This window comes from Phenylobacterium sp., from assembly GCF_037138395.1.
Lineage (GTDB): Bacteria > Pseudomonadota > Alphaproteobacteria > Caulobacterales > Caulobacteraceae > Phenylobacterium.
Genome location: NZ_JBAXIM010000024.1, coordinates 1 through 23,491, shown reverse-complemented (window position 1 = coordinate 23,491; position 23,491 = coordinate 1). Strand labels below are relative to the sequence as shown.

Genomic DNA, 23,491 nt, shown 5'->3' with positions numbered 1-23,491 from the left:
GTCGCGCCGGACGATTCCTGGAGCGACGTCTTCAGCCGGGTCCTTGTCGAGCGGATCGAGCCCACCCTGGGGGACGGCCGTCCCACCTTGCTGTGCGAATATCCCGCCCCCGAGGCGGCCCTAGCCCAGCGCTGCGCCCAGGACCCGCGGGTGTCCGAGCGCTTCGAGCTCTATGCCTGCGGGGTGGAGCTGGCCAACGCCTTCGGCGAGCTCACCGACCCCGTCGAACAGCGACGCCGGCTGGAGGCCGAGATGGACGAGAAGGCCCGGGTCTATGGCGAGCGCTATCCCCTCGACGAGGACTTCCTGGCGGCCCTGGCCATCATGCCCCAGGCCTCCGGCGCGGCCCTGGGCTTTGACCGGCTGGTCCTGCTGGCCACCGGCGCCCGAACGATCGAGGAGGTCCTCTGGACTCCCGTGGCGGAGGTTCCGTGAGCCGGGTCCTGCACACGACGGCGGACCTGGCCAGGGCAGGTCTGGTGGCGGCGAGTGCTGTCGATACCCTGGAGGCTGTGGCCGCCCGCTATGCCATCGCCATTACCCCGGCGGTCGCCGCCCTGATCGACCCCGCCGACCCGTTTGACCCCATCGGCCTGCAGTACCTGCCCTCGCCCGAGGAACTCGTTTCCGCGCCGGGTGAGCAGGCCGATCCCATCGGCGACCAGATCCATTCACCGGTGAAGGGGATCGTCCACCGATATCCTGACCGGCTGCTCCTGACCGCCACCTACGCCTGCGCCGTCTATTGCCGGTTCTGCTTCCGCCGGGAGGTGGTGGGACCGGGCGGCGCCGGGGGCCTGACGCCGGCGGAGCTGGACGGCGCCCTGGCCTACATCGCCGGCCATCCGGAGGTCTGGGAGGTGATCCTGACCGGCGGCGACCCCCTCGTCCTGTCCCCGCGCCGGATCGCGGACCTGGTGCGGCGCATCAGTGACATCCCCCACGTGAAGATCCTGAGGGTCCACACCCGCCTGCCCGTGGCCGACCCGGAACAGGTGAGCGAGGCCCTGGTCGAGGCCCTGTCCGGCTCGCGCCTAACCTTGGCGGTAGGCGTTCACGTCAACCATGCCCGGGAGCTGACCCCGGCGGCCGACGCAGCCCTCGCCCGCCTGGTAGGCGCAGGCGCCCTGCTGCTCAGCCAGACCGTCCTCTTGAGGGGCGTCAATGACCGGGTCGAGGTGCTGGGCGACCTCATGCGCGCCCTGGTCGAGCGGGGCGTGCGGCCCTACTACCTTCACCACCCCGATCCGGCGCCGGGCACGGCCCGGTTCCGGGTGTCCCTCGCCGAGGGCCAGGCCCTGGTACGGGGTCTGAGAGGGCGCTATTCGGGCCTTTGCCAGCCGACCTATGTCCTCGACATCCCGGGCGGCTTCGGCAAGGTTCCAGCGGGTCCGGCCTGGATCGAGTCCGACGGCGCGGGACTGACGGCGACCGATCCCTGGGGCGGACGCCACCCCGTCGAGGCAGAGGAACCCGAGGCATGAGCCAGCCGCCCCGAATTCGCCCGCTCTCCACCGGTTTCAGCTACCGGGTCGGCCCCCAGCCGGCGCCCGCCGCCCAACCAGGCGCTGCGCCTCCGGGACCGCCGCCTCCCCAGTCCGTGTTGGACGCCATCGGCGAGAGGATCGTCGCCAGAGACATGCCGGGTGCCTTCGCCGCCGCCGAGGCCGCCCTGGCGGAGGGCTACGAGCACCCGGCCCTGCTCAATCTCTCGGCCGGCCGGCTCGAGGCCGAGGGCAAGCCCGGGGAGGCCCTGATCCGGCTGCAGAGGGCCCGTCACCTGGCGCCCGGAGACCCCGGCGTCGTCAACGCCCTGGGGCTTTGCCTCCTGGCCCTTGAGGCCCCGGCCGAGGCTGAGCCGGTGTTCCGGGACCTGCTCGCCCTCGTCCCCGACTTCGCCCCGGCCCACGCCAACCTTGGCCAGGCCCTCGCCGGTTCAGGGCGACTCGACCGGGCCAGCGTCGCCTACCGCCGGGCCCTCGAAATCGATCCCGACCAGATCATCGCCCTCGCCGGGCTCGCGGTCATCGCCGCCCGGCGCGGGGCCTTCGCCGAGGCCGAGAGCCTGGCCGACCGGGTGCTGGCGCGGGCGCCCGACGCCGCGGACGCCCTGATGGCCAAGGCCCGGGCCGAGGTCGATGACGGCCGGCTGGGCGAGGCCGAAGCCCGGCTGAGGACGCTCATCGCCGACCCGCGCCTCCCGGGCGTCGGGACCGCCGACGCCCTCAATCTGCTGGGGGACGTCCTGGACCTGAAGGATGAGCACCTTGGCGCCTTCGGGGCCTGGTCGGGCGGCAACGACATCCTGCGCCGCCACTACGCCCACCGGTTCACCGGAACCGGTGCCGTGGAGCACACCCGCCGGATGGACGGCTGGCTGGCCCGCCATCCGGGCCGGCTGAGGTCACCGGCCGCCGGCAGCCTGCCGCCGGGGCCCGCCCGGTCGCACGTCTTCCTGCTGGGCTTCCCCCGGTCCGGGACCACCCTGCTCGAGGCCGCCCTCACCGGTTCGCCGGAAGTGATCGCCCTCGAGGAGCAGGAGGCCCTGGCTGACGGGGTCCGGCGCTATCTGCGCGACCCCACCGATCTCTCGGCCCTGGCCGACGCCGGAGCTGCGGACCTGGCCGCCTTCCGCGACGCCTACTGGAAGCGGGTCCGCGAGGCGGGGCTCGACCCGGAGGGCAAGGTGTTCCTCGATCGCTATCCCCTGAACAGCCTGAAACTACCCCTGATCCAGCGCCTCTTCCCGGAGGCGACCATCCTCTTCGCCCTGCGGGATCCGAGGGATGTGGTCTTTTCTTGCTGGCGACGCCGCTTCCAGATGAGCGCGCCCATGTTCCACCTGCTGGACCTTCGAAGCGCTGCGGGCTTCTACGATGCGGTGATGACCTTCTCCATGCGGCTGGAGGGCCAATCGGCCTCGCCCTGGACCTTCGTTCGGCACGAGGCCCTGCTGGAGGACTTCACAAGCGTCATGCAGTCGATCTGCGAGACGGTTGGGGTGGAATGGACCGAGGCCATGCGCGATGTGGGCGGGCGCAACGCCGACCGGGCCATCGCTACGCCATCGGCCGCCCAGCTGGCCGGCGGGCTCAGGACGGATGGCGGTGGGGCCTGGCGGCCCTATGCGGACCGGTTGGCCGAGCCCTTCGCCCCCCTGGCGCCCTGGCTCAGTCGATTCGGCTATCCCGGGTCCTGATCACCAGGCCCCGATATTGGGCATGGACGCCCAGGGCTCGGCGGGTGCCAGGGCAGGACCGGCCTGGAGCAGTTCGATGGAGATGCCATCCGGCGAGCGGACGAAGGCCATCCGGCCATCGCGGGGCGGTCGGCTGATGATGACGCCCCCGGCCTGCAGGCGCGCACAGGTGGCGTAGATGTCGCCGACGGCATAGGCCAGATGACCGAAGTTCCGGCCGCCCTGGTAATCCTCAATATCCCAGTTGTAGGTCAGCTCCACCGTGGGCGCGCGCCGCTCCCCGGCCAGATCCGCGTCACCAGGCGCACAGAGGAAGACCAGGGTAAATCGGCCCTGCGCGCTCTCGCTGCGCGAGACCTCTTCCAGACCCAGAAGGTCACAGTAGAACTTGAGCGAGGCGCCGAGGTCCCGGACCCGGACCATGGTGTGCAGGTAGCGCAAGGTGAGTCTCCACTTTTTCTAGGCCGCCGCGCCCCCGGAAGGGCGGCGCGGAAGACACGCTCGGACAAGATTTCTGCACTGCAGCAATCCTATCCGCGAATTCATTTGTCTGGACTCCAAACTGGCATCATTAGCAGCGAGCGCCAACAGGCGCAGCGCGAGGGGGCGTCGGCCTGAACACGGGCGATCGCCAAACCGAACAACTGCTCAGGGATGAGAATGCGTCTGACATCCGCCCACAAGTTCGCTATCGGCACCGTCGTCATCGTGGTGCTTCTGTTCCTTGCGGGCACCCTGCTGGACAAGGCCAAGAGGAAGCGCGACCCGGCTCCAAAGGCTCTAGCGACCGCTGCGGGCCCGGTCGCCCTGCCGTCTGTTCAGGTCGTTGAGACCCCGCAGAGCATCCATCCCTACGTCGTCCGAGTCCGGGGGCGCACGGAGGGCGCGCGCACGGTGACCGTGCGGTCCGAGACCGCTGGCATCGTGGCCGCGACCCCCGCCGTCGAGGGCAGCTATGTGACCCGCGGGACCATCCTCTGCCGCCTGAACGTCGACGCCCGCGAGGCCGGTCTGGCCCAGGCGCGCGCCGCGGTCCGCTCGCGCGAGCTGACCCGTCAGGCCACTGTCGACCTCTCCGCCAAGGGCTACCGCTCGCAGACCCAGGTCCTTCAGGACCAGGCTAACCTGGACAGCGCCCGGGCGGCCCTGCGCCAGGCCGAGATCGCCCTGGAGCAGACCAACATCCGGGCTCCCTTCAACGGCGTCTTCGACCGCCGCGAGGCCGAGGTCGGGGCCTACCTGGCCCCCGGCCAGCCCTGCGGGACGGTGATCGAGCTCGATCCCCTGCTGATCGTGGCCGACCTTCCCGAAACCGAGGCCGGCAAGTTCCAGATCGGTGCGCCGGCTACAGCTGAGCTTGTGTCCGGCGAGACGATCAACGGGACTGTCCGCTACGTCTCACGGGAGGCCGATCCGCAGACCCGCACCTACCGGGTGGAGGTCACCGCGCGAAATCCCAAGCTTGCCGCCCGGTCGGGCCTGAGCGCACAGCTCCGCGTCAGCGCTGGCCAGGGCCCTGCCCACCTGATCCAGGTTTCCAGCCTGGTTCTGGACTCGGCCGGTCGCCAGGGCGTGCGGTATGTGGACAGCGGCGGGATCGTCCGCTTCGCGCCCCTGAACCTGATCGATGAGACGTCGGAAGGCGCCTGGGTCAGCGGTTTGTCCGGCGCGGTCAAGATCATCACTGTCGGCCAGTCCTATGTCGCCGAGGGCCAGAAGGTCCTCGCGACTCCGGCGCGCTAAGGAGGAGCCCCCCATGATTGGAGCCCTGATCGAAGGCGCCATCAAGCGACGGAAAGTCGTCCTTGGCGTGACCCTGATCGCGACGATCTTCGGCCTGATCGCCTTCAACACCATGCCCCGTGAGGCGCAGCCCAACATCACCCTGCCCTTCGTGTCGGTGGTGGTTCCCTATCCGGGCGTGAGCCCAGAGGACGCCGAGCGTCTCCTGGTCAAGCCGTTGGAGACCAACCTTCAGTCCATCGAGGGCCTGAAGCAGATGAACGCCGTGGCCCGCCAGGGCGTGGCCTACGTCACCCTCGAGTTCGAACCTGACTTCGATAAGGACAAGGCGCTGCAGGACGTGCGCGCCAAGGTCGACCTGGCGCGCGGGCGGTTCCCGCCCGACGCCGAGGAAGCCATCATCCAGGAAGCGAACTTCAGCGACCAGCCGGTGATCGGCATCGTCCTGTCCGGCGCGGCCCCCGAACGGGAATTCGTCCGGATTTCCAACTCCCTCCGGGATCGCCTAGAAGCCCTGCCGGGCATCCTCCAGGCGGAAACTTCTGGCGCCCGCGAGGAATTCCTCGAGGTCACCGTCGATCCGGTGCGCATGGAGGCCTACAAGGTCACCTCAGGGGAACTCGCCCAGGTCATCGGCCGCAACAACCAGCTGGTGCCGGCTGGCGACATGCTGACCGGCAAGGGCAAGTTCGCGGTCAAGGTGCCCGGGGTCATCGAGAAGCCAGAGGACATTCTGGCCCTGCCGATCAAGCGCAATGGCGACCGTCTGGTCACCGTGGGCGACATTGGCAATGTCCGCCGGACCTTCAAGGACCCCACCTACATTGCCCGCTACAATGGCGAGCCCGCCTATTCGATCTCCGTTTCCAAGCGTCCCGGCGCCAATGTGCTCGACACCGTCAAGGCCGTCCGCGCGACGGTGGAGGCCGAGCGCAAGGCCTGGCCGGCGACGGTCAAGGTCGACTACACCTTCGACGAGTCCGAGTTCATCGAGCGGACCCTTCTGGTCCTCGAGGGGGGCCTTCTCTCCGCCACCCTCCTGGTCATGATCATCATCGTGGCGAGCCTGGGCGTGCGACAGGGGCTCATGGTTGGCCTGGCCATCCCGGTGTGCTTCGCCCTCGGCTTCCTGATGCTCAACGCCATCCATGTGACCCTGAACCAGATGGTCATGTTCGGCCTGGTGCTCGCCGTAGGCATCCTCGTCGACGGGGGGATCGTGGTCGTCGAATACGCAGAACGAAAGATGGCCGAGGGCTTGAACAAGGTCGACGCCTTCAAGGCGGCCGGGACGCGCATGTTCTGGCCGGTGCTCAACGGAACCCTGACGACCCTCTGCGCCTTCGTGCCGTTCTTCTTCTGGAACTCGATCGCCGGCAAGTTCATGAGCTACCTGCCGCTGACCCTGGTCTTTGTGCTGGGCGCCTCCATCTTCATCGCCCTGATCTTCACCCCTGCCCTGGGCTCGATCTTCGCCAAGGAGCGTAAGGCCGACGCCGAGGAACTGGCCGACCTGGAGAAGGCCGAACGGGGCGATCCCACCCAGATGTCGGGCTTCATGGGCCGATACGCCCGGACTCTGGACTTCCTGTCCCACCACCCCTTCCGGGTCCTGGCCACCACCTTCCTGGTGGTGATCGTGGTCTTCGTCTGGTTCGCCAAGACGCCCCATCGGGTCGAGTTCTTCCTCGACGAAGATCCGGAGAGCGTGCAGGTCTATGTGAAAGCGCGGGGCAACCTGAACGCTTCGGCCCAAGATGCCCTGGTTCACCAGGTCGAGGACCGCCTTAAGGACATGAAGGGGGTCAAGGCCCTCTTCGTGCGTACCGGCGGCGGCGGCGGCAGCTTCGGCGGTCGGTTCGGGGCACCGAATGACACCATCGGGACCCTGGAGGTCGAGTTTCTCAAGTACGAGGACAGGGTTCGCCTGGGCCTGAAGGGTCCGGAACTTGCGGCAGAGGTGAAACGCCGCATCGCGAATGTCCCCGGCATTGAGACCGAGATGAGGGCACCAGAGCAGGGTCCCCCCACCGGAAAGTCCGTCCAGGTCGAGATGAGGAGCAACAATCCGGAAGCGCTGTATACAGCCGCGAACCTGGTTAAGGCCAAGCTCGCGACCGACCGGCAGATCATCGATATCGAGGACAATCGGACGTCGCCGGGCATCGAGTGGAACCTGGCTGTCGACCGCGAGGCCGCGGGTCGCTACGGCGTCGACGTCCTCACGGTCGGCCAGGCCATCCAGTACACCACAACCGGTGTGCTGGTGGGCCGCTTCCGGCCAAACGACGCCGAGGACGAACTGGATATCCGGGTGCGGTTCACGCCGGAAGGTCGCAACCTCGACGCCCTGGACTCGCTCAAGATCGGCACGCCGTTCGGACCGGTGCCCGCGAGCTATTTCGTCAAGCGCCAACCGGCCCAGCAGGTCACCCAGATCCAGCGGCGCGACGGCCAAAGGCTGGTGATCGTCCAGGCCAACGTGCCCAAGGGCGTCGCCGCCAACCAGAAGATCGCAGAACTCCGGCCCTGGCTGGAAAAGGCCCCGATCGACTCGGCAGTGAAATGGAAGTTCACGGGCGCAGACGAGGAAGGCCGCAAGGCGGTTCTTTTCTTCCTGACCGCGATCTTCGCGGCCCTGTTCATGATGATGATCATCCTGCTCTGGCAGTTCAACAGCTTCTGGGGCGTGGCCGTGACCCTGTTCGCGGTCCTGTTGTCTACCGTCGGGGTGCTGTTGGGCGTGGTGATCAACTTCGCCAACACCTTCAACTACATATCCGTGATCATGCTGGGGACGGGCGTCGTTGCCCTGGCCGGGGTGGTGGTGGGCCACAACATCGTGCTGGTCGATGCCTTCTACCAACTGAAGCGCTCGGGCTACAACGCCCACGAGGCGGCTGTAAGGGCCGCCGCCCAGCGCTTCCGTCCGGTCATGCTGACGACCCTGGTGACCGTGGTCGGCCTGCTTCCGCTGATGTTCCAGCTGCATCCGAACTTCCGAAACCTGGTCCTCGAATACCGGGCACCCGGATCGGGACAGTGGGTCCAGCTGTCGGCCGCCGTGGTGTGGGGGCTATCCTTCGCAACCCTGCTGACCCTGGTGGTGACCCCGGTCATGCTGGCTATGCCGAGGGTCCTCTCCGCCCGGTTCGGAACCGTGTTCGACGCCATCCGTCAGCGGGTGGGGCTGAAGTCCCGCCAGCGCGCCTATCAGGGGGCTCGCCTACCCCAGGGCGGGCCCGAAGCCCCCTCGCCTTCGCCTGCGGAATAGCCAGGGCCGGGAGGGCGTCAGCCTTCCCGGGTCTGTCGGCGCCAGAGGGCGGCGTATTCGCCGCCCCGGGCCAGGAGGGCGGCGTGATCGCCGCGCTCGACGATGCGGCCCTGCCTCAGGACCAGGATCTGGTCAGCGTCCACCACGGTCGACAGCCGGTGCGCGACCACGAGGGTGGTGCGGTTGCGCCGGACGCGCCTCAGGGTTTCCTGGATTGCGGCCTCGGTGGGACCATCCAGAGCCGACGTCGCCTCGTCGAGGATCAGGAGCCGCGGATCCGCCAGAAGCGCCCTGGCTATACCCACCCTTTGTCGCTCTCCCCCCGAAAGCTTAAGGCCCCGCTCGCCCACCCGGACCGAGAGGCCCCCAGGGGTTGCCTGGATGAAGGCGGCAAGTTCCGCCGCCTCGGCGGCAGCCTGGATCTCTGCCTCCGTCGCGTCGGGCCGGGCGAAGGCGATGTTGGCGCCCAAGGTGTCGTTGAACAGGGCGACTTCCTGTGGGACCAGGGCCACGGCGCGCCTCAGATCGGTGCGGGCTAGATCCCTGAGGTCAATGCCATCGAGGGTCACGCTGCCGGACCCAGGATCGACGAGGCGTAGGGCCAGCCGGACCACAGTGGTCTTGCCGGCGCCTGAGGGCCCGACGATGGCGGTCGTGGTTCCAGGCGCGGACTCGAAGGTGATGTCCTCAAGCCCTGTCGTGCGCGATCCATGCCGGAAGCCCACCGCCTCGAAGGCCAGACGGGCCCCCGATCCGGAAGCCGGCGGAAGGGGACGGGCGGGAACAGGGTCTGCGACATCGGGAACAATCCGGCCGATCTCGACCATCTGCTCCATGTCGATGAAGGCCTGGCGGATCTCGCGGTAGTTGAAGCCGAGCAGGTTGAGCGGCTGGTAGAGGCCGATGACCAGAAGGACGGCAGTCGTCACGTCACCGACCCGCATCCGGCCTTCCAGAACTTCGAGGCCCGCCAGCAGGACCATGGCGGCGAGGCCGACATTCAGGATCAGGGCCTGCAGGGCGTTCAGCAGGGACAGGGAGGTGTTGGCCCGGACGGCGGCCCGCACATAGTCCGCCAGGGCCGAGGCGTAGCCGGCCACCGTCCCCTGCTCCCGCCCGAAGGCCTTGACGGTCTCGAAGTTCATCAGGGCGTCGACGGACAGGCCGGCGGCCTTTCCATCGGCGAGGATCAGTTCGCGACGGTGGGACAGTCGCCAGTCGGTGATCCGGAAGGTCAGGCCGGCGTAGATGACGATGGTGACGAAGGTCCCCGCAGCGAACCGCCAGTCCAGCCGCGCTGCCATGACCCCCATGGCCATCAGCAGTTCAAGGGCAGTCGGGCCGAGATTGAAGACCACACTCCGGATCAGGAAGTCGGTTGAGCGCGAGCCCCTGTCTATGACCCGCGCCAAGGTTCCGGTCTGCTTGCCCTGGTGGTAGTCGAGGGAGAGGGTCAGGACGTGGGCGAAGCTTTCCTCGGCGGCGCGGGCCATGGTCGCCTGGGAGACCGGCGTGAAGATGGCTTCCCGGGCATTGGGCGCCACGGCAGCGACCATCCGCAGGCCAGCGAACCCAAGGGCGAGGAGGAGAAAGGCCCCGCCCAGCGCCGTCGCCCCATGACCCAGCCCGGGCACGGCGAGTCGGTTGATCGCATCGCCCAGCAGGACCGGCGCGGCGACGCCAGCAGCCTTCCCCACGAATATCAGGGCCAGGGCGAGCCCGATCCGCCAGCCCAGGCCAGGCGCGCCACAACGGAGCACCAGCCGCCAGAGGTCCGCCATAGAGGACCAGAAGTCAAAACGGACGCCCGCCGGTGCCGTCTCGCCCCCCATCCTGCGGCCATGTTGAAACGCCACTACCGCTGGCCTCAGGGAAGGATCTGGGTCGACTGGACCCCACCGCCCGGGGTCAGCCAGTCGATGCGCAGGCCGGTACCCTGCGGGGTTACACGAAGGGGACCGCCGACCGGCGGGATCGTCGGCGAGAGGTTCAGGGTCCGCTCAGCGCTGATGCCGTCGCCAAAGATCCGCAGTCGGTTTGCGCCTGGGGGTACCGGGCCCTTCAGGCGGATCTCAAAGACGCCGGCATCATCGGCCCGGCCTTCACCCATGCGGCTACCGTTGAGCTGGACTCCGACCAGCCCCCGCTGCGCCGCCCGCCCCGAGACCACGGTGCCGCCGGCGCGGTCGGTATCCAGGACGATGGGTGCCGCTGCGCCCGGCGACATGGCGCGGGCGCCAGCGCCCGCCCGAAGCATCCAGGCGCCGTGCTGGGGAGAGAGGAAGAGGTAGCCTTCGGCCTGGACTGTGCGCCCGGCAGAGGTCTCGGACAGCCCATAGATCGCACCCGCACTCGCAACCGGCACCGTCAGCCGCCAGCTGCCGTCTGCGTCGGGACGAACGGTGACCCCGCCCCCGCCTGGGCTGGCGAGGCGCACCTCAGCGCCCTTGGCTGCCCGCCCCTCGAGGGAATAACCCCCAGCCCCAAAGTCGGCGCGATCGACCCGGGGTGCCGCAAGATAGGCTGCCTCCTCCTGACGCCTCGCCGTTTCATCCGGGGAACGGGCACCGCCGGGGCTGCAGGCCGCGAGGACCAGCAGGCCCGCAAGCGGCACCACCCCCCCCAGGCGCCCACGACTCATTCGCCGCGGACCTGATCGCGGAAGCCGTTGACGATGGGATAGCGTCGGTCCCGCCCAAAGGCCTTCAGGCCGATCTTGACCCCGGGAGCGGCCTGACGCCGCTTGTACTCCGAACTGTAGAGCAGGCGTTGCACGCGCTCGACCATTTCGCGCGGGAATCCTCGGGCGACGATCTCGTCGAGGGAGGCCTCTTCCTCCACCAGTCCATGCAGGATGGCGTCGAGATCCGCGTACTCGGGCAGGCTGTCCTGGTCCTTCTGGTCAGGGCGCAGTTCGGCCGAAGGCGGCTTGGTCAGGATGCGGTCGGGAATAGGGTCCCTGGCGACGCCGAAGGGATCATGGGCGTTCCGCCACCGGCACACCTCGTAGACCTCGGTCTTGTAGAGATCCTTGAGCACATTGTAGCCGCCACACATGTCGCCGTAGAGGGTGGCGTACCCGACCGCCATCTCGCTCTTGTTGCCGGTCGTCAGGACCATAAACCCCAGCTTGTTCGAAAGCGCCATGAGGGACAGCCCCCGGATGCGCGCCTGGATGTTTTCCTCGGTGATGTCAGGCGGCCGGTTCTCAAACAGGGGGGTGAGCATGGCGGCAAAGGCGTCGATAGCAGGTACAATGGGCACCTCGTCGAGACGGACGCCAAGCCGCCGGGCGCAGTCCTCGGCGTCCTCCAGGCTGTCCCGGCTGGTGTAGCGGGAGGGGAGCATGAAGCAACGGACCCGGTCGGGCCCGAGGGCATCGGCAGCCACCACCGCCGTGATTGCCGAGTCTACACCCCCGGAAAGGCCAAGCAGGACGCCGGGAAAGCCGGACTTGTTCACGTAATCCCGAAGCCCCAGCACCATGGCATGGTAGATTTCGCCCGGCCCCTCCATCCACCCGGCGACGGGGGCGTCGGTGGCCGTCCAGCCTTCGGGTCCCTGGGTCCAGCGCATGATGCCAATCGCTTCCTCGAACATGGGCAGGCGCATGACTTCGCGCCCGCGCCCGTCGAGGGCGAAGGACGCCCCGTCAAACACGAGTTCATCCTGACCGCCCACCTCGTTCAGGTAGATCATCGGAAGGCCGGTCTCGGCCACGCGGGTCCGGACGATCTCCGTACGCTCCTGGTCCGCGGTCCGGCGGTAGGGCGAGCCGTTCGGCGAGACGAGAATCTCGGCCCCATCCGCGGCCAGGGCGGCGCAGACGCCGGAGGTCCAGATGTCCTCGCAGATCGGAACGCCAAGCCGCACACCCTTCCAGGTGAAGACACTCGGCCCCTCCCCCGGCTCGAAGACGCGTTTCTCGTCGAATACGCCGTAGTTGGGCAGGTCGCACTTGAAGGCCACGCCCTGGACCTTGCCACCCGCCAGGAAGGCGAGGCCGTTCCGGGGACGACGGCCGGGCGCCTCAGCAGGCCAGATCACGCCGACGAGGGCGGCGAAGTCTTCGTCGGTCTCCAGGGCCAGGCGCTCGACGGCCTCCCGGCCTGCACGCCAGAAGGCCGGCTTGAGGGCCAGGTCCTCGGGCGGATAGCCATTGATGAAGAGTTCGGGAAAGACGGCGAGGTCGGCACCAGCCGCACGGGCCTCTGAGAACTTGAGACGCGCGAGAGCTTCGTTGGCGGCGATGGCACCGACAGTGGGATTGGCCTGGACGGCGGCAATGACAATGGACCGGGTCATGACCTGACCTTTAACCCCGACCGCTCCGCGCCGCCAGTCGCCGGGCCAGCAGATTCAGCGGTTCGGATCCGGGAGGGTGTAGGTTGGCAGGGCGCGGATCATGTCAATCATATTGGCTTCCGAGACGATGATGAATCCGTCGCCGGGTCGGTCGAGATCGAGGATCATCATGAAGGCTAGGGCGATCAGCATGAACAACACCCACGAGATGTGACTTCGGTGGCCGTGGGCCCCGGCGGCGACATAGCCCAGAATCCCAGCGACGCAGACGGCATAGGCCATGAGGGCCAAGAGGACGGCGGGAGGAATCCGGGCGTCCAGGGCGGCCTTCCTCTGTGACTGCACCTCAATCATCCGGGTGATGCTCTGGACCAAAGCATTGGCGAGGGCGGGGGTCTGCGATGCCCGCGCCGCTGCAGCCGTGCGTTGCCAGAGGGGACCCTGCAGGGCCTCGGAATGTTTCTGGGCGGCCAGCTGGGCGGGTCCCCAGAGTTCCCCACTGGCGCGCCGGACCTGAGCGTAGGAGACGATGATATTGCTGAGGTCGCTCCGGTAGGGCGCCTCGAGCAGCTGGGCGCGCATGTAGGCTACGGCGATCGCATTGGCCTCCTCAACGACCAGGGTCCGCCTGAGTTCATGACGTGACAGGGCCAGGGAGAAGGTGAAGGCGACTAGGAGGGAGAGGAGGCCAACGACGGCGGTGGCGATCAGCCCTTCCCCGGCCTGGGAAACCCCCTCCCCGACCGCACTCGACCGGCGCCGCCGGATCCGTTCGGCCAGAGATCGGACCGTCACCATCAAGATGAACACAGTCAGGCCGACGATCCAGAGATACTCATCTGTCAGGAACTGGGACAGGGCGTTCATGGGGTTCTGGGCCTCCCTCCGCCGATCACCAGCGACGCCGTCTAAGGTTTCTGCGCGGAAGGGGGTCCGGTCAAGTGGGTGCCCCGCCAAGCCGGGGCTGGGCGGCAAACCAGGGCGCCAGGCGCTCCAGGCCCTCGCGCACCAGGTCGTTGGAGAGCGCGAAGCTGAAACGGATGAAGCGGCCACCTTCCACCGGATCGAAGTCGACCCCGGGCGCGAGGGCGACGCCGGTTTCGCGGAGGATCCTTTCGCAGAAGGAAAGGCTGTCCTGCGTCAGGTGACCCACGTCCGCATAAACGTAGAAGGCTCCGTCCGCAGGCGCGATGGAGGCCAGGCCCAATTCTGGCAGGGCCTGCAGCAGCAGGCCGCGATTGGTCCGGTAGACGTCGAGATTGGCTTCCAGCTCCTCCCGGCAGTCCAGGGCGGCCAGGGCGGCGTGCTGGCTCAGGGAAGGTGGCGTCAGGAACAGGTTGCTGATCAGGGCCCGGGCCCGGTGGGCATGGTCCATGGGGGCGGCGAGCCAACCCAGTCGCCAGGCCACCATGCTGAAATACTTGGAGAAGCTATTCACGACAAAGGCCTGGTCAGTGAATTCGAGGACCGACCTCGCCCGCTCGCCATAGGTCAGTCCATGGTAGATTTCGTCGGAAACCAGACCCAGCCTGCGAGACTCACAGAACCGGACTATGGCTTCAAGCCTGGGGGCCGGAAGGATCGATCCCGTCGGATTTGCGGGGCTGGCGATGATCACCCCATCCAGGGGGCCTTCGACGGAGTCCAGCGCCTCGGCGGAGAGTTGGAAGTCCACCTCGGCGCCACAGGGAATCTCGACCGGCTCCATGTGCAGGGCGCGGATCGTATTGCGGTAGGCCACGTACCCAGGACGGGCCAGGGCAATGCGCGCTCCGGCGGGAAAACGCGTGGCGAGGGCCAGGACCAGGGCCGGCGAAGCGCCGCAGGTCAGCAGGATCCGGCCCGCCGGAAGGTCGACCCCGTAGGTTTCCGAATAGTGCCTGGAAAGCCGGGCCTTGAGGTCCTGGCTCTCCCAGTAGCTTCCGGGATCGGAGTCGAGGGCGGCATGGGCCGCCGCAATCGCCCGGGAGGGCGCGCCGGTGGAGGGCTGGCCGAACTCCATGTGGATGATGTTGGCACCCCCGGCCTCCAGGCGACGGGCAAGGAGGCTGAGACCGATGGCGTAGAAGGGATCGACAACCGGGAGGACCGCCCCCTCAGTCGTCACGGTGGATGCGCTCGCGGCGCTCGTGACGCTCCTGCGCATCAAGGCTCAGGGTGGCGATAGGCCGGGCATCAAGGCGGGCGATGCCGATCGGCTCCCCGGTCTCCGCGCAATAGCCATAAGAGCCTTCGTCGATGCGGCGCAAAGCCTCGTCGATCTTGGAAATCAGCTTGCGCTGCCGGTCGCGGGTGCGGAGTTCAAGCGACCTGTCTGCCTCGGACGTCGCACGATCGGCGAGATCGGGATGGTTTTCAGTCTCGGACTGAAGGTGGACCACGGTCTCTCTAGACTCCCGGAGAATCTCATCCTTCCAGGCCAGCAGCTTGCGGCGGAAATACTCCAGCTGCCGTTGGTTCATGAAAGTCTCGTCCTCGGAAGGACGATAATCCGGATCACCCGCCGATGCGTCGGCCTTGGGCATAGACACCTCACCCCCCGGGATGCAAAGCCCTGTTGTTGGCGCGCTTATAGCAAACCCGATTGGCCGCGCAACGCCCCTGAACGCCTCTCAGGACGGAAGACCGAGAACCTCAAGTTTGGCGAGTTCCACTGCGGCCCGGGTCTCGATCTCGTCGAGAACCGCTTCGAGCGCCGGTTCGCCCGTCGTCGCCCTCTGTTCGGCGATGGCCAGGGACAGTGAGCGGATCTGGTCTGGTCTCAGCATGCCGTCGATCAGGGCAACCTTCAGGTCATCGAGCACGTCGAGAAGCCGGACCGCCCGACGCATGGAGCGCCTGCGGCCCTCAAGCGGACCCCCGGCGTCCTGCAGGGCGAGAAGGGATTCTACGCCCATCAGTGCCGAAGTCCCTGAGACCGGCGCAGCCGTGGCCGACGGCCCTGCGGCCGCCGCAGAAGGCAGGCTGAAGCCGCCGCCAGACGCCCCTGCCTTTTTGGAGGCGGGGGCGCTGCCTGAGACGCCGCCTGGACCCGTGACTTTCATACCCTCACCTTAGACCCTCTGGGCTTGAGGTATGGTTAATGCCGGGCAATTTCTGCACCCGGCGCCAATGCCTCTGGGGTGCCGACGCAAAGGCTTATGACTCTAAAGGGTTTTTCAGGGCCGCCGGGTGGCACGGGTCTCGCAAGGCCGGGCGTGGGTTCAATCGCCCGGAAGGCGCACTCATGTTCGGACGCAGTCATCTCTTCAGCCTGGCCTTGGCGGGAGCCCTCCTCCTCGCCGGGATCGGCGGCGAGGCGCAGGCCCGTTCCCGGATCAAGGATATCGTCGAGTTCGAGGGCGTGCGGGACAACATGCTGGTGGGATACGGCCTGGTGGTCGGCCTGAACGGCACCGGTGACTCCCTGCGGAACGCTCCCTTCACCCGGCAGAGCCTTGAGGCCATGCTGGAGCGCCTGGGCGTCAATATCCGGGAGACCAACCTCAACACAAAGAACGTTGCCGCGGTCATGGTCACTGCCCGGCTGCCACCCTTCACGACGGCGGGGGCACCGATCGACGCCACAGTCTCCGCCATGGGCGACTCCAAGAGCCTGCTGGGCGGAACCCTGCTTGTGACGCCGCTGATGGGTGCGAACGGCGAAGCCTATGCCGTCGCTCAGGGTACGGTCCAGACCGGCGCAATCTCGGCGGGAGGCGCCTCGGGGAGCTCTGTCTCCAAGGGTGTGCCGACGTCGGGACGCATCTCGGGTGGTGCGATCGTTGAGCGTGAGCTCGGTTTCCAGCTGGCCTCCATGCCCCAGATGCGGATGACCCTGCGCAACCCAGACTTCACCACAGCCCGCCGGGTGGCCGAGGCCGTGAACGGCGTCTACCCGGGCTCGGCCATGGTGGAGAACCCCACGGTCATCACCCTCCGGCCGCCGGTAGGCGTGAACATGGTCGCCATGATCTCACGTATCGAGAACCTGCCTGTCGATACCGATGAGCCCGCCAAGGTGGTCATCGACGAGGTCGCCGGCGTGATCGTCATGGGAGAGAATGTGAGGATCTCCACGGTTGCGATCGCCCAGGGCAACCTGACCATCCGGGTTCAGGAGACTCCCGCAGTCAGCCAGCCCAACGCCTTCTCGCAGGGCCAGACGACCGTGACCCCGCAGTCGACGGTGGACGTCGAGGAGGAGAAGGGCAAGCGGCTCATCACCCTCCGGAACGGGGCCTCCCTGTCCAGCCTCGTCTCAGGGCTGAACGCCCTGGGGGTCACCCCTCGGGACATGATCTCCATCCTGCAGGCCATCAAGGCGGCCGGTGCCCTCCAGGCCGACATCGAGGTGATGTGATGAGCCCCGCTGCTCCTGTTTCCACGGCCACGGCCCCTGCGCCCCTGGCCCCCTCGCCGTCCGAGACCTTTCAGAGGACCCGGATCGCGAAGTCTGCACAGGACTTTGAAGCCTCCTTCCTGTCCGTGATGATCAATCAGATGTTCTCGGAGGTGGATACCTCCGGTCCCTTCACCGGCGGGTCAGGCGAGGCGGCTTTCCGCTCCTTCCTGGGCGACGCCGTGGCTCACCAGATCGCCCGTTCCGGAGGGATCGGCCTGGCCGGTCCCGTCCAGGCGCAAATGCTCAAGCTCCAGGGGCTTAGCTAGGAGAATGTCCATGGCCCTATCCGCAGACAACGCCGACGAGCGCGTCGGCCAGTTGATCGCCCTCACCGAACGGCTCACCGAACTCATCGCCGCCGAGGCCCAGGCGTTCGAAACCCACCGCCCGCAGGATGCCGCAGCCTTGGTGGAGGAGACCTCCCGGCTCGCCAATCTGTACCGGCACGAGTCCGCTCGGGTGCGCGCCAATCCCAACCTGGTCGCGTCGGCGACGCTTGAGGGCCGAACCCGGCTGATGCGGGCGACAGAGGCCTTCGACGCCGTCCTGGCCCGGCAGGGGCGCGCCCTCGACGCTGCCCGCACCGTCACGGAGGGGCTGGTCCAGGCCATCGCGACCGAGGTCGCCGCCCAGAGGTCGAAGGGCATAGGTTACGGACCGAGCGCCAAGACGCATGACCTCAACACGGCCACCTCGATCACCCTCAACCAGAGGGCCTGAATCCGCGCCGGGACGGACCCGTCGGGGGTTGCAAGGGACGCAGGCCTGCGGGAAGTGTGAGGAACCTCCGGAGTTCCTCCCGTGCCCCCAAGACCCGCGCTTCTCGCTAGCCTCTGTTTGTCGGCCCTTCTCAGCCTGAGCGTCACTGCGCCTGCGTACCCCGCCAGCCCGGACCCTCGCCGTGTCCATGAGGCGGCGGTGGTGCTGGACACCCATTTCGATACGCCTGCGAACCTGGGCCGGCCCGGCTGGAGTATACTCGACCGCCACGATACCGCCCGGGACGGCAGCCAGGTCGACCTGCCCCGGATGATCGAGGGCGGGGTCGATGGCGGTTTCTTCGCCGTCTTCACCCCGCAAGGGGCCCGGGGCGCCGCGGGCAATGCCGCCGCCCGGGACCATGCCCTCTACAGGGCCTCCGAGATCCGCGAGATGGTGGCCCGCCACAGCGACCGTTTCGCCCTGGCCCTGACAGCTGATGATCCCGCACGGATCCTCGCCGCCCGGAAGCGCTTCGTCTTCATGAGCATGGAGAACGGATCCCCCGTCGCCGGGGACCTGTCCCTCATGCAGGCCTTCTACCGGCTGGGTGTGCGGATGATCGGGCCCGTGCACTTCCGCAATAGCGACCTGGCGGACTCCGCGACTGACACGCCGGAATGGGGTGGCCTTTCACCAGCCGGACGCAGCTTCGTGGCCGAGGCCAACCGGCTGGGTATGGTGATCGACGCCAGCCATGCCAGCGATGCTTCCCTGGACCAGATGATCGCCCTTTCTGAGGCCCCGCTCATCCTGTCGCACTCAGGGTGCAAGGATGTCTTCGATCACCCTCGGAACGTGGATGACGCCCGCCTTCGCGCCCTGGCGGCCAAGGGTGGGGTCATCCAGATCAACGCCTTCTCGGCCTACATGGTCCCGACCCCGCGGATCCCGGAGCGGGAGGCCGCATTGAAGGACCTCGCCAAGTCCCTGGGTGTCAGCGGGCAGGACATGACCGACGGCCAGCGCAAGGGCTTCACCGAGGGGCGGAAGTCGATCGATGCCCGCTGGCCGGTCCCGAGAGCCAACATCGACGACTTCATGAAGCACATGCTCCACGCCCTCGCCGTGATCGGGCCAGACCATGTCGGCGTGTCCGGCGACTTTGATGGGGGCGGCGGCATCGACGGGCTGAACGACGTCTCCGACTATCCGGAGATCACGCGGCGCCTACTCGCGGCGGGCTACTCGCCTGCGGACATCAACAAGATCTGGAGCGGCAACGCCCTGCGCGTCCTGAAGACTGCGGAAGCGGTCCGGGATCGACTGCAGACCCCGAAGGCCGACTGATGACCCCTGAAGGGCAACTGATGACCTACGAACACCTCGATATTCGCATCGAAGACGAGGTCGCCTGGGCGACGATGAACCGTCCCGACCGGTTGAACGCCCTGAACCCGAAGCTGGTGGAGGAGCTGCGGGACTTCTTCGTGGGCCTTTATTGGCGGCGAGACGTGCGGGTGGTGGTGCTGAGGGGTGCGGGGAAGGCCTTCTGCGCTGGCCTGGACCTGAAGGAACGCAGCGGAGACAACACCAACCGCTCGGTGGGTGCAGGACTGACAGGGCAGAGGCGGATCAGCGAGATCGTCATCGCCATGCGTCGGTGCCCGCAGCCGATCATCGCCTGCGTCGATGGCGCCGCCAGCGGCGGCGGCTTCGCCCTGGCCCTGGCCTCGGACGTGCGCATCGCCACGCCTTCCCTCAAGATGAACGCCGCCTTCATCCGGATCGGCCTGTCCGCCTGCGACATCGGCGTCAGCTACTTCCTGCCCCGGATGGTGGGCAGTTCGGTGGCCGCGGAATACATGCTGACAGGTCGCTTCATCGGCGCGGATCGCGCCTACCAGCTGGGCCTGGTCAGTCGCATCGTCGATACAGGGGCTTTGGAGGCCGAGGCGCGCGAATTCGCCGAGGATATGCTTCACGCCACGCCCCTGGGCCTGCGGCTCACCAAGGAGGCCCTCAACTACGCCATCGACACCCAGGGCCTGGAGGCGGCCATCGCCATGGAGGACCGCAACCAGATCCTCTGCGCCCAGGACGGGGATTTCGCCGAGGGCGTCCGCGCCTTCCTGGAGAAGCGCAAGCCGGTCTATGTAACCCGCGAAGGCTGATCCACAGAAGGTTCGGCCGGACCCGGTCCGGATCGCTTGTTCGCCACATGTTCCAGTGATATCCGGAGCTTTCTTCAAGGGAGAATCTGCCGTCCCGGCCTCCGGGCGGCGACCGGACGCCATGTCGGACGAACAGAACTTCATCCGGGTGCGGGGCGCCCGCGAGCACAACCTCAAGGATGTCGACATCGACATCCCAAGGGGGAAGCTGGTCGTCATGACGGGTCTGTCGGGGTCGGGGAAGAGCTCCCTGGCCTTCGACACCATCTACGCCGAGGGCCAGAGGCGCTATGTCGAAAGCCTCTCAGCCTATGCGCGCCAGTTCCTCGAACTGATGAGCAAGCCGGACGTCGACCTGATCGAGGGCCTGTCGCCAGCCATCTCCATCGAACAGAAGACCACCAGCCGGAACCCGCGCTCGACCGTCGGCACGGTCACCGAGATCCACGACTACATGCGCCTGCTCTGGGCGCGGGTGGGAATTCCGTACTCGCCGGCCACGGGCCTGCCGATCGAGAGCCAGACCGTCTCGCAGATGGTGGACAAGCTGTCCGCCCTGCCCGAGGGCGAGCGGGTCTACCTCCTGGCGCCGGTGGTCCGGGGACGGAAGGGAGAATACCGTCGGGAGATCGCCGAATGGCAGAAGGCGGGCTTCCAGCGCCTGAAGATCAATGGCGTCTTCCATCCCATTGAGGACGCACCGGTTCTCGACAAGAAGTTCAAGCACGATATCGACATCGTGGTCGATCGCCTGGTCACGCGTTCAGGCCTCGGGAGCCGCTATGCCGACTCCCTGGAGACCGCGCTGAAGCTTGCCGACGGCATTGCGGTGGCCGAATGGGCCGACATCGCCGAGGGGCAGGCGGAACCCCGCCGGATGATCTTCTCGGAGAAGTTCGCCTGCCCGGTCTCGGGCTTCACTATCTCCGAGATCGAACCGCGCCTGTTCTCGTTCAACAACCCCTTCGGGGCCTGTCCCACCTGTGACGGCCTCGGGGCCCGGCTGACCTTTGACGGGGACAGGGTCGTCCCCGACCGCAGCCGGACCCTGCATGGCGGGGCCATAGCGCCCTGGTCCAAGGGCCCCTCCCCGCTCTACACCCAGACCCTGCAGGCCCTGGCCCGTCACTATGGCTTCTCCATGGATGCGCCCTGGTCGGACCTGTCGGAGGCTGCGCGAAATGTTGTCCTCCAGGGGTCCGGCGGCGAGAAAATCCTCTTCGTCTACGACGACAATGCCCGGAAGTACGAGGTCAAGAAGACCTTCGAGGGCGTGCTTCCCAACCTCGAGCGCCGCTGGCGGGAGACCGATTCCGCCTGGGTCCGGGAGGAGCTGGGGCGCTTCCAGTCCGATACCCCCTGCGAGGCCTGCGAGGGCTATCGTCTCAAGCCAGAGTCCCTGGCGGTGCGCATCGACGGGCGGCATATCGGCGAGGTCTCCCGCCTCGCCATCCGGGAGGCCGGGTCCTGGTTCACGGAACTTGAGAACCGCCTGACGCCCAAGCAGATGGAGATCGCCCGGAGAATCCTGAAGGAGATCAACGACCGGCTCAGGTTCCTGGTGAATGTCGGCCTGGACTACCTGAACATGTCCCGAGCCTCGGGTACGCTCTCGGGCGGCGAGAGCCAGAGGATCCGCCTGGCCAGCCAGATCGGATCCGGCCTGACCGGGGTGCTCTACGTCCTCGACGAGCCCTCCATCGGCCTGCACCAGAGGGACAATTCCCGGCTGCTGGACAGCCTGAGGGGCCTGCGCGACCTGGGCAATTCGGTCCTGGTGGTCGAGCATGACGAAGAGGCCATCCTCACCGCCGACTATGTCATCGACATGGGCCCGGGCGCCGGAATCCATGGCGGGCACGTGGTCAGCCAGGGTCGGCCAGCCGAGATCATGGCCGATCCGGCCAGTGTCACCGGGCGCTATCTGTGCGGGACGGAGGAGATCCCCCTCCCCGACCAGCGGCGCTCGACCCATCGCAACCGGGTGCTGAAGGTCATCGGCGCCACGGGTAACAACCTGCAGTCGGTGACGGCCGAGATCCCTGTTGGGACCCTGACCTGCATCACGGGCGTCTCCGGCGGTGGCAAGTCGACCTTCACCATCGAGACCCTCTACAAGGCCGCGGCACGCCGCCTGCACAACGCCGCCGACGCCCCGGCCCCACATGACCGGATCGAGGGCCTGCAGCACTTCGACAAGGTCATCGACATCGACCAGTCGCCCATCGGCCGCACGCCGCGCTCAAACCCGGCCACCTATACCGGTGCCTTCCAGCCCATCCGGGATTGGTTTGCGGGCCTGCCCGAGGCCAAGTCGCGGGGCTACGGTCCGGGCCGGTTCAGCTTCAACGTCAAGGGCGGGCGCTGCGAGGCCTGCCAGGGTGACGGGCTGATCAAGATCGAGATGCACTTCCTGCCCGACATCTACGTGACCTGCGACGTCTGCAACGGCCGCCGCTACAACCGCGAGACCCTGGAGATCCTGTTCAAGGGCAAGTCCATCTCGGACGTTCTGGATATGACCGTCGACGAGGCGCACGACTTCTTCAAGGCCGTGCCGACCGTGCGGGAGAAGATGGCAACCCTTCGCCGGGTGGGCCTGGGTTATGTCAAGGTCGGTCAGCAGGCGACCACCCTGTCGGGGGGCGAGGCGCAGAGGGTCAAGCTGTCCAAGGAGCTGTCGCGCCGGGCCACGGGCAAGACCCTCTACATCCTCGATGAACCCACCACCGGCCTGCACTTCGAGGACGTCCGCAAGCTGCTGGAGGTCCTGCATGAACTGGCCGACGCCGGGAACACCGTGGTGGTGATCGAACACAACCTGGACGTCGTGAAGACAGCCGACTGGATCCTCGACTTTGGTCCGGAGGGCGGGGACGGCGGTGGCAAGATCGTCGCCTTCGGGACCCCGGAGTCCGTCGCGGCGGAACCAGCAAGCTGGACGGGACGCTATCTGGCGGACATTCTGGCCCGGCATGAAGACAGGCGAATGGCCCGGCGTCGCGCGGTCATGGCCTGAACGCCCGAAACGGCGCCCCGAGGGAGACTACCGATGAAACTCTATGGCGCGCCGAACCCGGCCCCCAACCCCCGCCGCGTGCGCATCTTCCTGGCAGAAAAGGGCGTGGACCTGCCCGAGACGCGCATCGACATGATGAAGCGCGAGCACAAGTCCGAGGAATTCCGGGCCCGCAACCCCCTGGGCCAGATTCCGACCCTCGAGCTGGACGACGGGACCTGCATCTCCGAGACGGTGGCCATCTGCCGCTATTTCGATGAGGTCCACCCCGAGCCGCCCATGTTCGGCAAGACGGCGGTGGAGAAGGCGCTGGTAGACCAGTGGGTCCGCCGGGTGGAATTCGTCGCCATGATGCCGGTGGGCAATTTCTGGCGTCACGCCCACCCGCGCACGGCGGCTTTGCTGACCCAGTACAAGGACTTCGGCGAGTCGAACCGCGAGACCTTTGCGGGTGCCCAGAGGTTCTTTGACCGGGCCCTCCAGGACCGTGAATTCCTGGCCCTCGACACCCTGACCATGGCGGACATCTGCCTGCAGACGACGGTGGATTTCGCAGACTGGATCGGCCTGCCCTGCGATCCGGAACTCAAGTCCCTGGCAGCCTGGCGCGAACGCCTGGCCGCCCGTCCCAGCGCCTCCGCCTGAGTCAGACGGTGGAGCGGCGGGCCCGGATCTCGCGGTAAATCACCGCCGC

At 67.4% G+C, this 23,491-nt stretch carries 20 protein-coding genes; 12 read left to right on the top strand and 8 right to left on the bottom strand.

Features of this window, described 5'->3' with window-relative positions; translation table 11 throughout:
• The 3 genes from WCJ52_RS03220 to WCJ52_RS03210 form a co-directional block, all read left to right on the top strand.
• On the top strand, nt 1-435 hold a 435-nt coding region (locus WCJ52_RS03220; protein WP_336901857.1), incomplete at its 5' end, for an amino acid--tRNA ligase-related protein.
• Complete coding sequence (locus WCJ52_RS03215; protein WP_336901856.1) at nt 432-1,484, top strand: lysine-2,3-aminomutase-like protein; 1,053 nt, start codon at nt 432-434, stop codon at nt 1,482-1,484. The genes WCJ52_RS03220 and WCJ52_RS03215, both read left to right, overlap by 4 nt.
• On the top strand, nt 1,481-3,199 hold the full coding sequence (locus tag WCJ52_RS03210) for a sulfotransferase (RefSeq protein WP_336901855.1): 1,719 nt from the start codon (nt 1,481-1,483) through the stop codon (nt 3,197-3,199). Before WCJ52_RS03215 ends, WCJ52_RS03210 begins: the two co-directional genes overlap by 4 nt.
• Here the strand turns inward: WCJ52_RS03210 and WCJ52_RS03205 are convergent, their stop codons facing one another.
• Complete coding sequence (locus WCJ52_RS03205; RefSeq protein ID WP_336901854.1) at nt 3,200-3,640, bottom strand: VOC family protein; 441 nt, start codon at nt 3,638-3,640, stop codon at nt 3,200-3,202.
• Between the two features lie 219 nt (nt 3,641-3,859).
• Between WCJ52_RS03205 and WCJ52_RS03200 the strand changes: the two genes are divergently transcribed.
• Together WCJ52_RS03200 and WCJ52_RS03195 are read left to right on the top strand one after the other, a co-directional pair.
• On the top strand, nt 3,860-4,942 hold the full coding sequence (locus WCJ52_RS03200) for an efflux RND transporter periplasmic adaptor subunit (RefSeq protein ID WP_336901853.1): 1,083 nt from the start codon (nt 3,860-3,862) through the stop codon (nt 4,940-4,942).
• A 13-nt stretch (nt 4,943-4,955) separates the two neighbouring features.
• Entirely contained in the window at nt 4,956-8,216 is a 3,261-nt protein-coding gene (locus WCJ52_RS03195) for an efflux RND transporter permease subunit (RefSeq protein ID WP_336901852.1), read from the top strand.
• A gap of 17 nt (nt 8,217-8,233) precedes the next feature.
• Here the strand turns inward: WCJ52_RS03195 and WCJ52_RS03190 are convergent, their stop codons facing one another.
• The 7 genes from WCJ52_RS03190 to WCJ52_RS03160 all read right to left on the bottom strand — a co-directional run bounded on the left by WCJ52_RS03190 (nt 8,234) and on the right by WCJ52_RS03160 (nt 15,565).
• A complete protein-coding gene (locus WCJ52_RS03190) occupies nt 8,234-10,048 on the bottom strand; it encodes an ABC transporter ATP-binding protein/permease (protein ID WP_336901858.1) in 1,815 nt (604 codons plus the stop codon).
• A gap of 35 nt (nt 10,049-10,083) precedes the next feature.
• Complete coding sequence (locus WCJ52_RS03185) at nt 10,084-10,857, bottom strand: hypothetical protein (RefSeq protein WP_336901851.1); 774 nt, start codon at nt 10,855-10,857, stop codon at nt 10,084-10,086.
• Nucleotides 10,854-12,521, bottom strand: coding sequence for an NAD+ synthase (locus tag WCJ52_RS03180; RefSeq protein ID WP_336901850.1), 1,668 nt, complete (start codon nt 12,519-12,521; stop codon nt 10,854-10,856). The genes WCJ52_RS03185 and WCJ52_RS03180 overlap by 4 nt, the downstream gene beginning before the upstream one ends.
• A gap of 54 nt (nt 12,522-12,575) precedes the next feature.
• The gene (locus WCJ52_RS03175; RefSeq protein ID WP_336901849.1) at nt 12,576-13,388 is read right to left on the bottom strand and encodes a DUF4239 domain-containing protein; all 813 of its coding nucleotides are present in this window, start codon (nt 13,386-13,388) and stop codon (nt 12,576-12,578) included.
• A 70-nt stretch (nt 13,389-13,458) separates the two neighbouring features.
• Nucleotides 13,459-14,628 carry an aminotransferase class I/II-fold pyridoxal phosphate-dependent enzyme gene (locus WCJ52_RS03170; protein ID WP_336901848.1) on the bottom strand — a complete coding sequence of 390 codons (1,170 nt, stop codon included), beginning with the start codon at nt 14,626-14,628 and terminating at the stop codon, nt 13,459-13,461.
• Nucleotides 14,618-15,046 carry an RNA polymerase-binding protein DksA gene (dksA, locus tag WCJ52_RS03165; protein WP_336901847.1) on the bottom strand — a complete coding sequence of 143 codons (429 nt, stop codon included), beginning with the start codon at nt 15,044-15,046 and terminating at the stop codon, nt 14,618-14,620. Before dksA ends, WCJ52_RS03170 begins: the two co-directional genes overlap by 11 nt.
• Nucleotides 15,047-15,133: 87 nt before the next feature.
• Entirely contained in the window at nt 15,134-15,565 is a 432-nt protein-coding gene (locus tag WCJ52_RS03160) for a flagellar assembly protein FliX (protein WP_336901846.1), read from the bottom strand.
• Nucleotides 15,566-15,747: 182 nt separating this feature from the next.
• Between WCJ52_RS03160 and WCJ52_RS03155 the strand changes: the two genes are divergently transcribed.
• The 7 genes from WCJ52_RS03155 (at nt 15,748) to WCJ52_RS03125 (ending at nt 23,442) form a co-directional block, all read left to right on the top strand.
• On the top strand, nt 15,748-16,863 hold the full coding sequence (locus tag WCJ52_RS03155; RefSeq protein ID WP_336901845.1) for a flagellar basal body P-ring protein FlgI: 1,116 nt from the start codon (nt 15,748-15,750) through the stop codon (nt 16,861-16,863).
• Nucleotides 16,863-17,171: a rod-binding protein gene (locus WCJ52_RS03150; protein ID WP_336901844.1), complete on the top strand. Its 309-nt coding sequence runs from the start codon at nt 16,863-16,865 to the stop codon at nt 17,169-17,171. The genes WCJ52_RS03155 and WCJ52_RS03150 overlap by 1 nt, the downstream gene beginning before the upstream one ends.
• A gap of 10 nt (nt 17,172-17,181) precedes the next feature.
• Nucleotides 17,182-17,625 (top strand): flagellar basal body protein, encoded by a 444-nt coding sequence (locus WCJ52_RS03145; protein ID WP_336901843.1) that lies wholly within the window; start codon nt 17,182-17,184, stop codon nt 17,623-17,625.
• Between the two features lie 81 nt (nt 17,626-17,706).
• The gene (locus WCJ52_RS03140) at nt 17,707-18,954 is read left to right on the top strand and encodes a dipeptidase (protein ID WP_336901842.1); all 1,248 of its coding nucleotides are present in this window, start codon (nt 17,707-17,709) and stop codon (nt 18,952-18,954) included.
• A complete protein-coding gene (locus WCJ52_RS03135; protein ID WP_336901841.1) occupies nt 18,954-19,778 on the top strand; it encodes an enoyl-CoA hydratase-related protein in 825 nt (274 codons plus the stop codon). The genes WCJ52_RS03140 and WCJ52_RS03135 overlap by 1 nt, the downstream gene beginning before the upstream one ends.
• 121 nt (nt 19,779-19,899) lie before the next feature.
• Nucleotides 19,900-22,797: an excinuclease ABC subunit UvrA gene (gene uvrA, locus WCJ52_RS03130; RefSeq protein WP_336901840.1), complete on the top strand. Its 2,898-nt coding sequence runs from the start codon at nt 19,900-19,902 to the stop codon at nt 22,795-22,797.
• 33 nt (nt 22,798-22,830) lie between these two features.
• Nucleotides 22,831-23,442, top strand: coding sequence for a glutathione S-transferase family protein (locus tag WCJ52_RS03125; RefSeq protein WP_336901839.1), 612 nt, complete (start codon nt 22,831-22,833; stop codon nt 23,440-23,442).
• Nucleotides 23,443-23,491 lie beyond the last annotated feature (49 nt).

Coding starts and splice junctions, on each gene's coding strand:
- WCJ52_RS03210 (WP_336901855.1), top strand. CDS start 1,481: ATGAGCCAGCCGCCCCGAATTCGCCCGCTCTCCACCGGTTTCAGCTAC.
- WCJ52_RS03200 (WP_336901853.1), top strand. CDS start 3,860: ATGCGTCTGACATCCGCCCACAAGTTCGCTATCGGCACCGTCGTCATC.
- WCJ52_RS03195 (WP_336901852.1), top strand. CDS start 4,956: ATGATTGGAGCCCTGATCGAAGGCGCCATCAAGCGACGGAAAGTCGTC.
- WCJ52_RS03190 (WP_336901858.1), bottom strand. CDS start 10,048: ATGGGGGGCGAGACGGCACCGGCGGGCGTCCGTTTTGACTTCTGGTCC.
- WCJ52_RS03185 (WP_336901851.1), bottom strand. CDS start 10,857: ATGAGTCGTGGGCGCCTGGGGGGGGTGGTGCCGCTTGCGGGCCTGCTG.
- WCJ52_RS03180 (WP_336901850.1), bottom strand. CDS start 12,521: ATGACCCGGTCCATTGTCATTGCCGCCGTCCAGGCCAATCCCACTGTC.
- WCJ52_RS03175 (WP_336901849.1), bottom strand. CDS start 13,388: ATGAACGCCCTGTCCCAGTTCCTGACAGATGAGTATCTCTGGATCGTC.
- dksA (WP_336901847.1), bottom strand. CDS start 15,046: ATGCCCAAGGCCGACGCATCGGCGGGTGATCCGGATTATCGTCCTTCC.
- WCJ52_RS03160 (WP_336901846.1), bottom strand. CDS start 15,565: ATGAAAGTCACGGGTCCAGGCGGCGTCTCAGGCAGCGCCCCCGCCTCC.
- WCJ52_RS03155 (WP_336901845.1), top strand. CDS start 15,748: ATGTTCGGACGCAGTCATCTCTTCAGCCTGGCCTTGGCGGGAGCCCTC.
- WCJ52_RS03150 (WP_336901844.1), top strand. CDS start 16,863: ATGAGCCCCGCTGCTCCTGTTTCCACGGCCACGGCCCCTGCGCCCCTG.
- WCJ52_RS03145 (WP_336901843.1), top strand. CDS start 17,182: ATGGCCCTATCCGCAGACAACGCCGACGAGCGCGTCGGCCAGTTGATC.
- WCJ52_RS03135 (WP_336901841.1), top strand. CDS start 18,954: ATGACCCCTGAAGGGCAACTGATGACCTACGAACACCTCGATATTCGC.
- uvrA (WP_336901840.1), top strand. CDS start 19,900: ATGTCGGACGAACAGAACTTCATCCGGGTGCGGGGCGCCCGCGAGCAC.
- WCJ52_RS03125 (WP_336901839.1), top strand. CDS start 22,831: ATGAAACTCTATGGCGCGCCGAACCCGGCCCCCAACCCCCGCCGCGTG.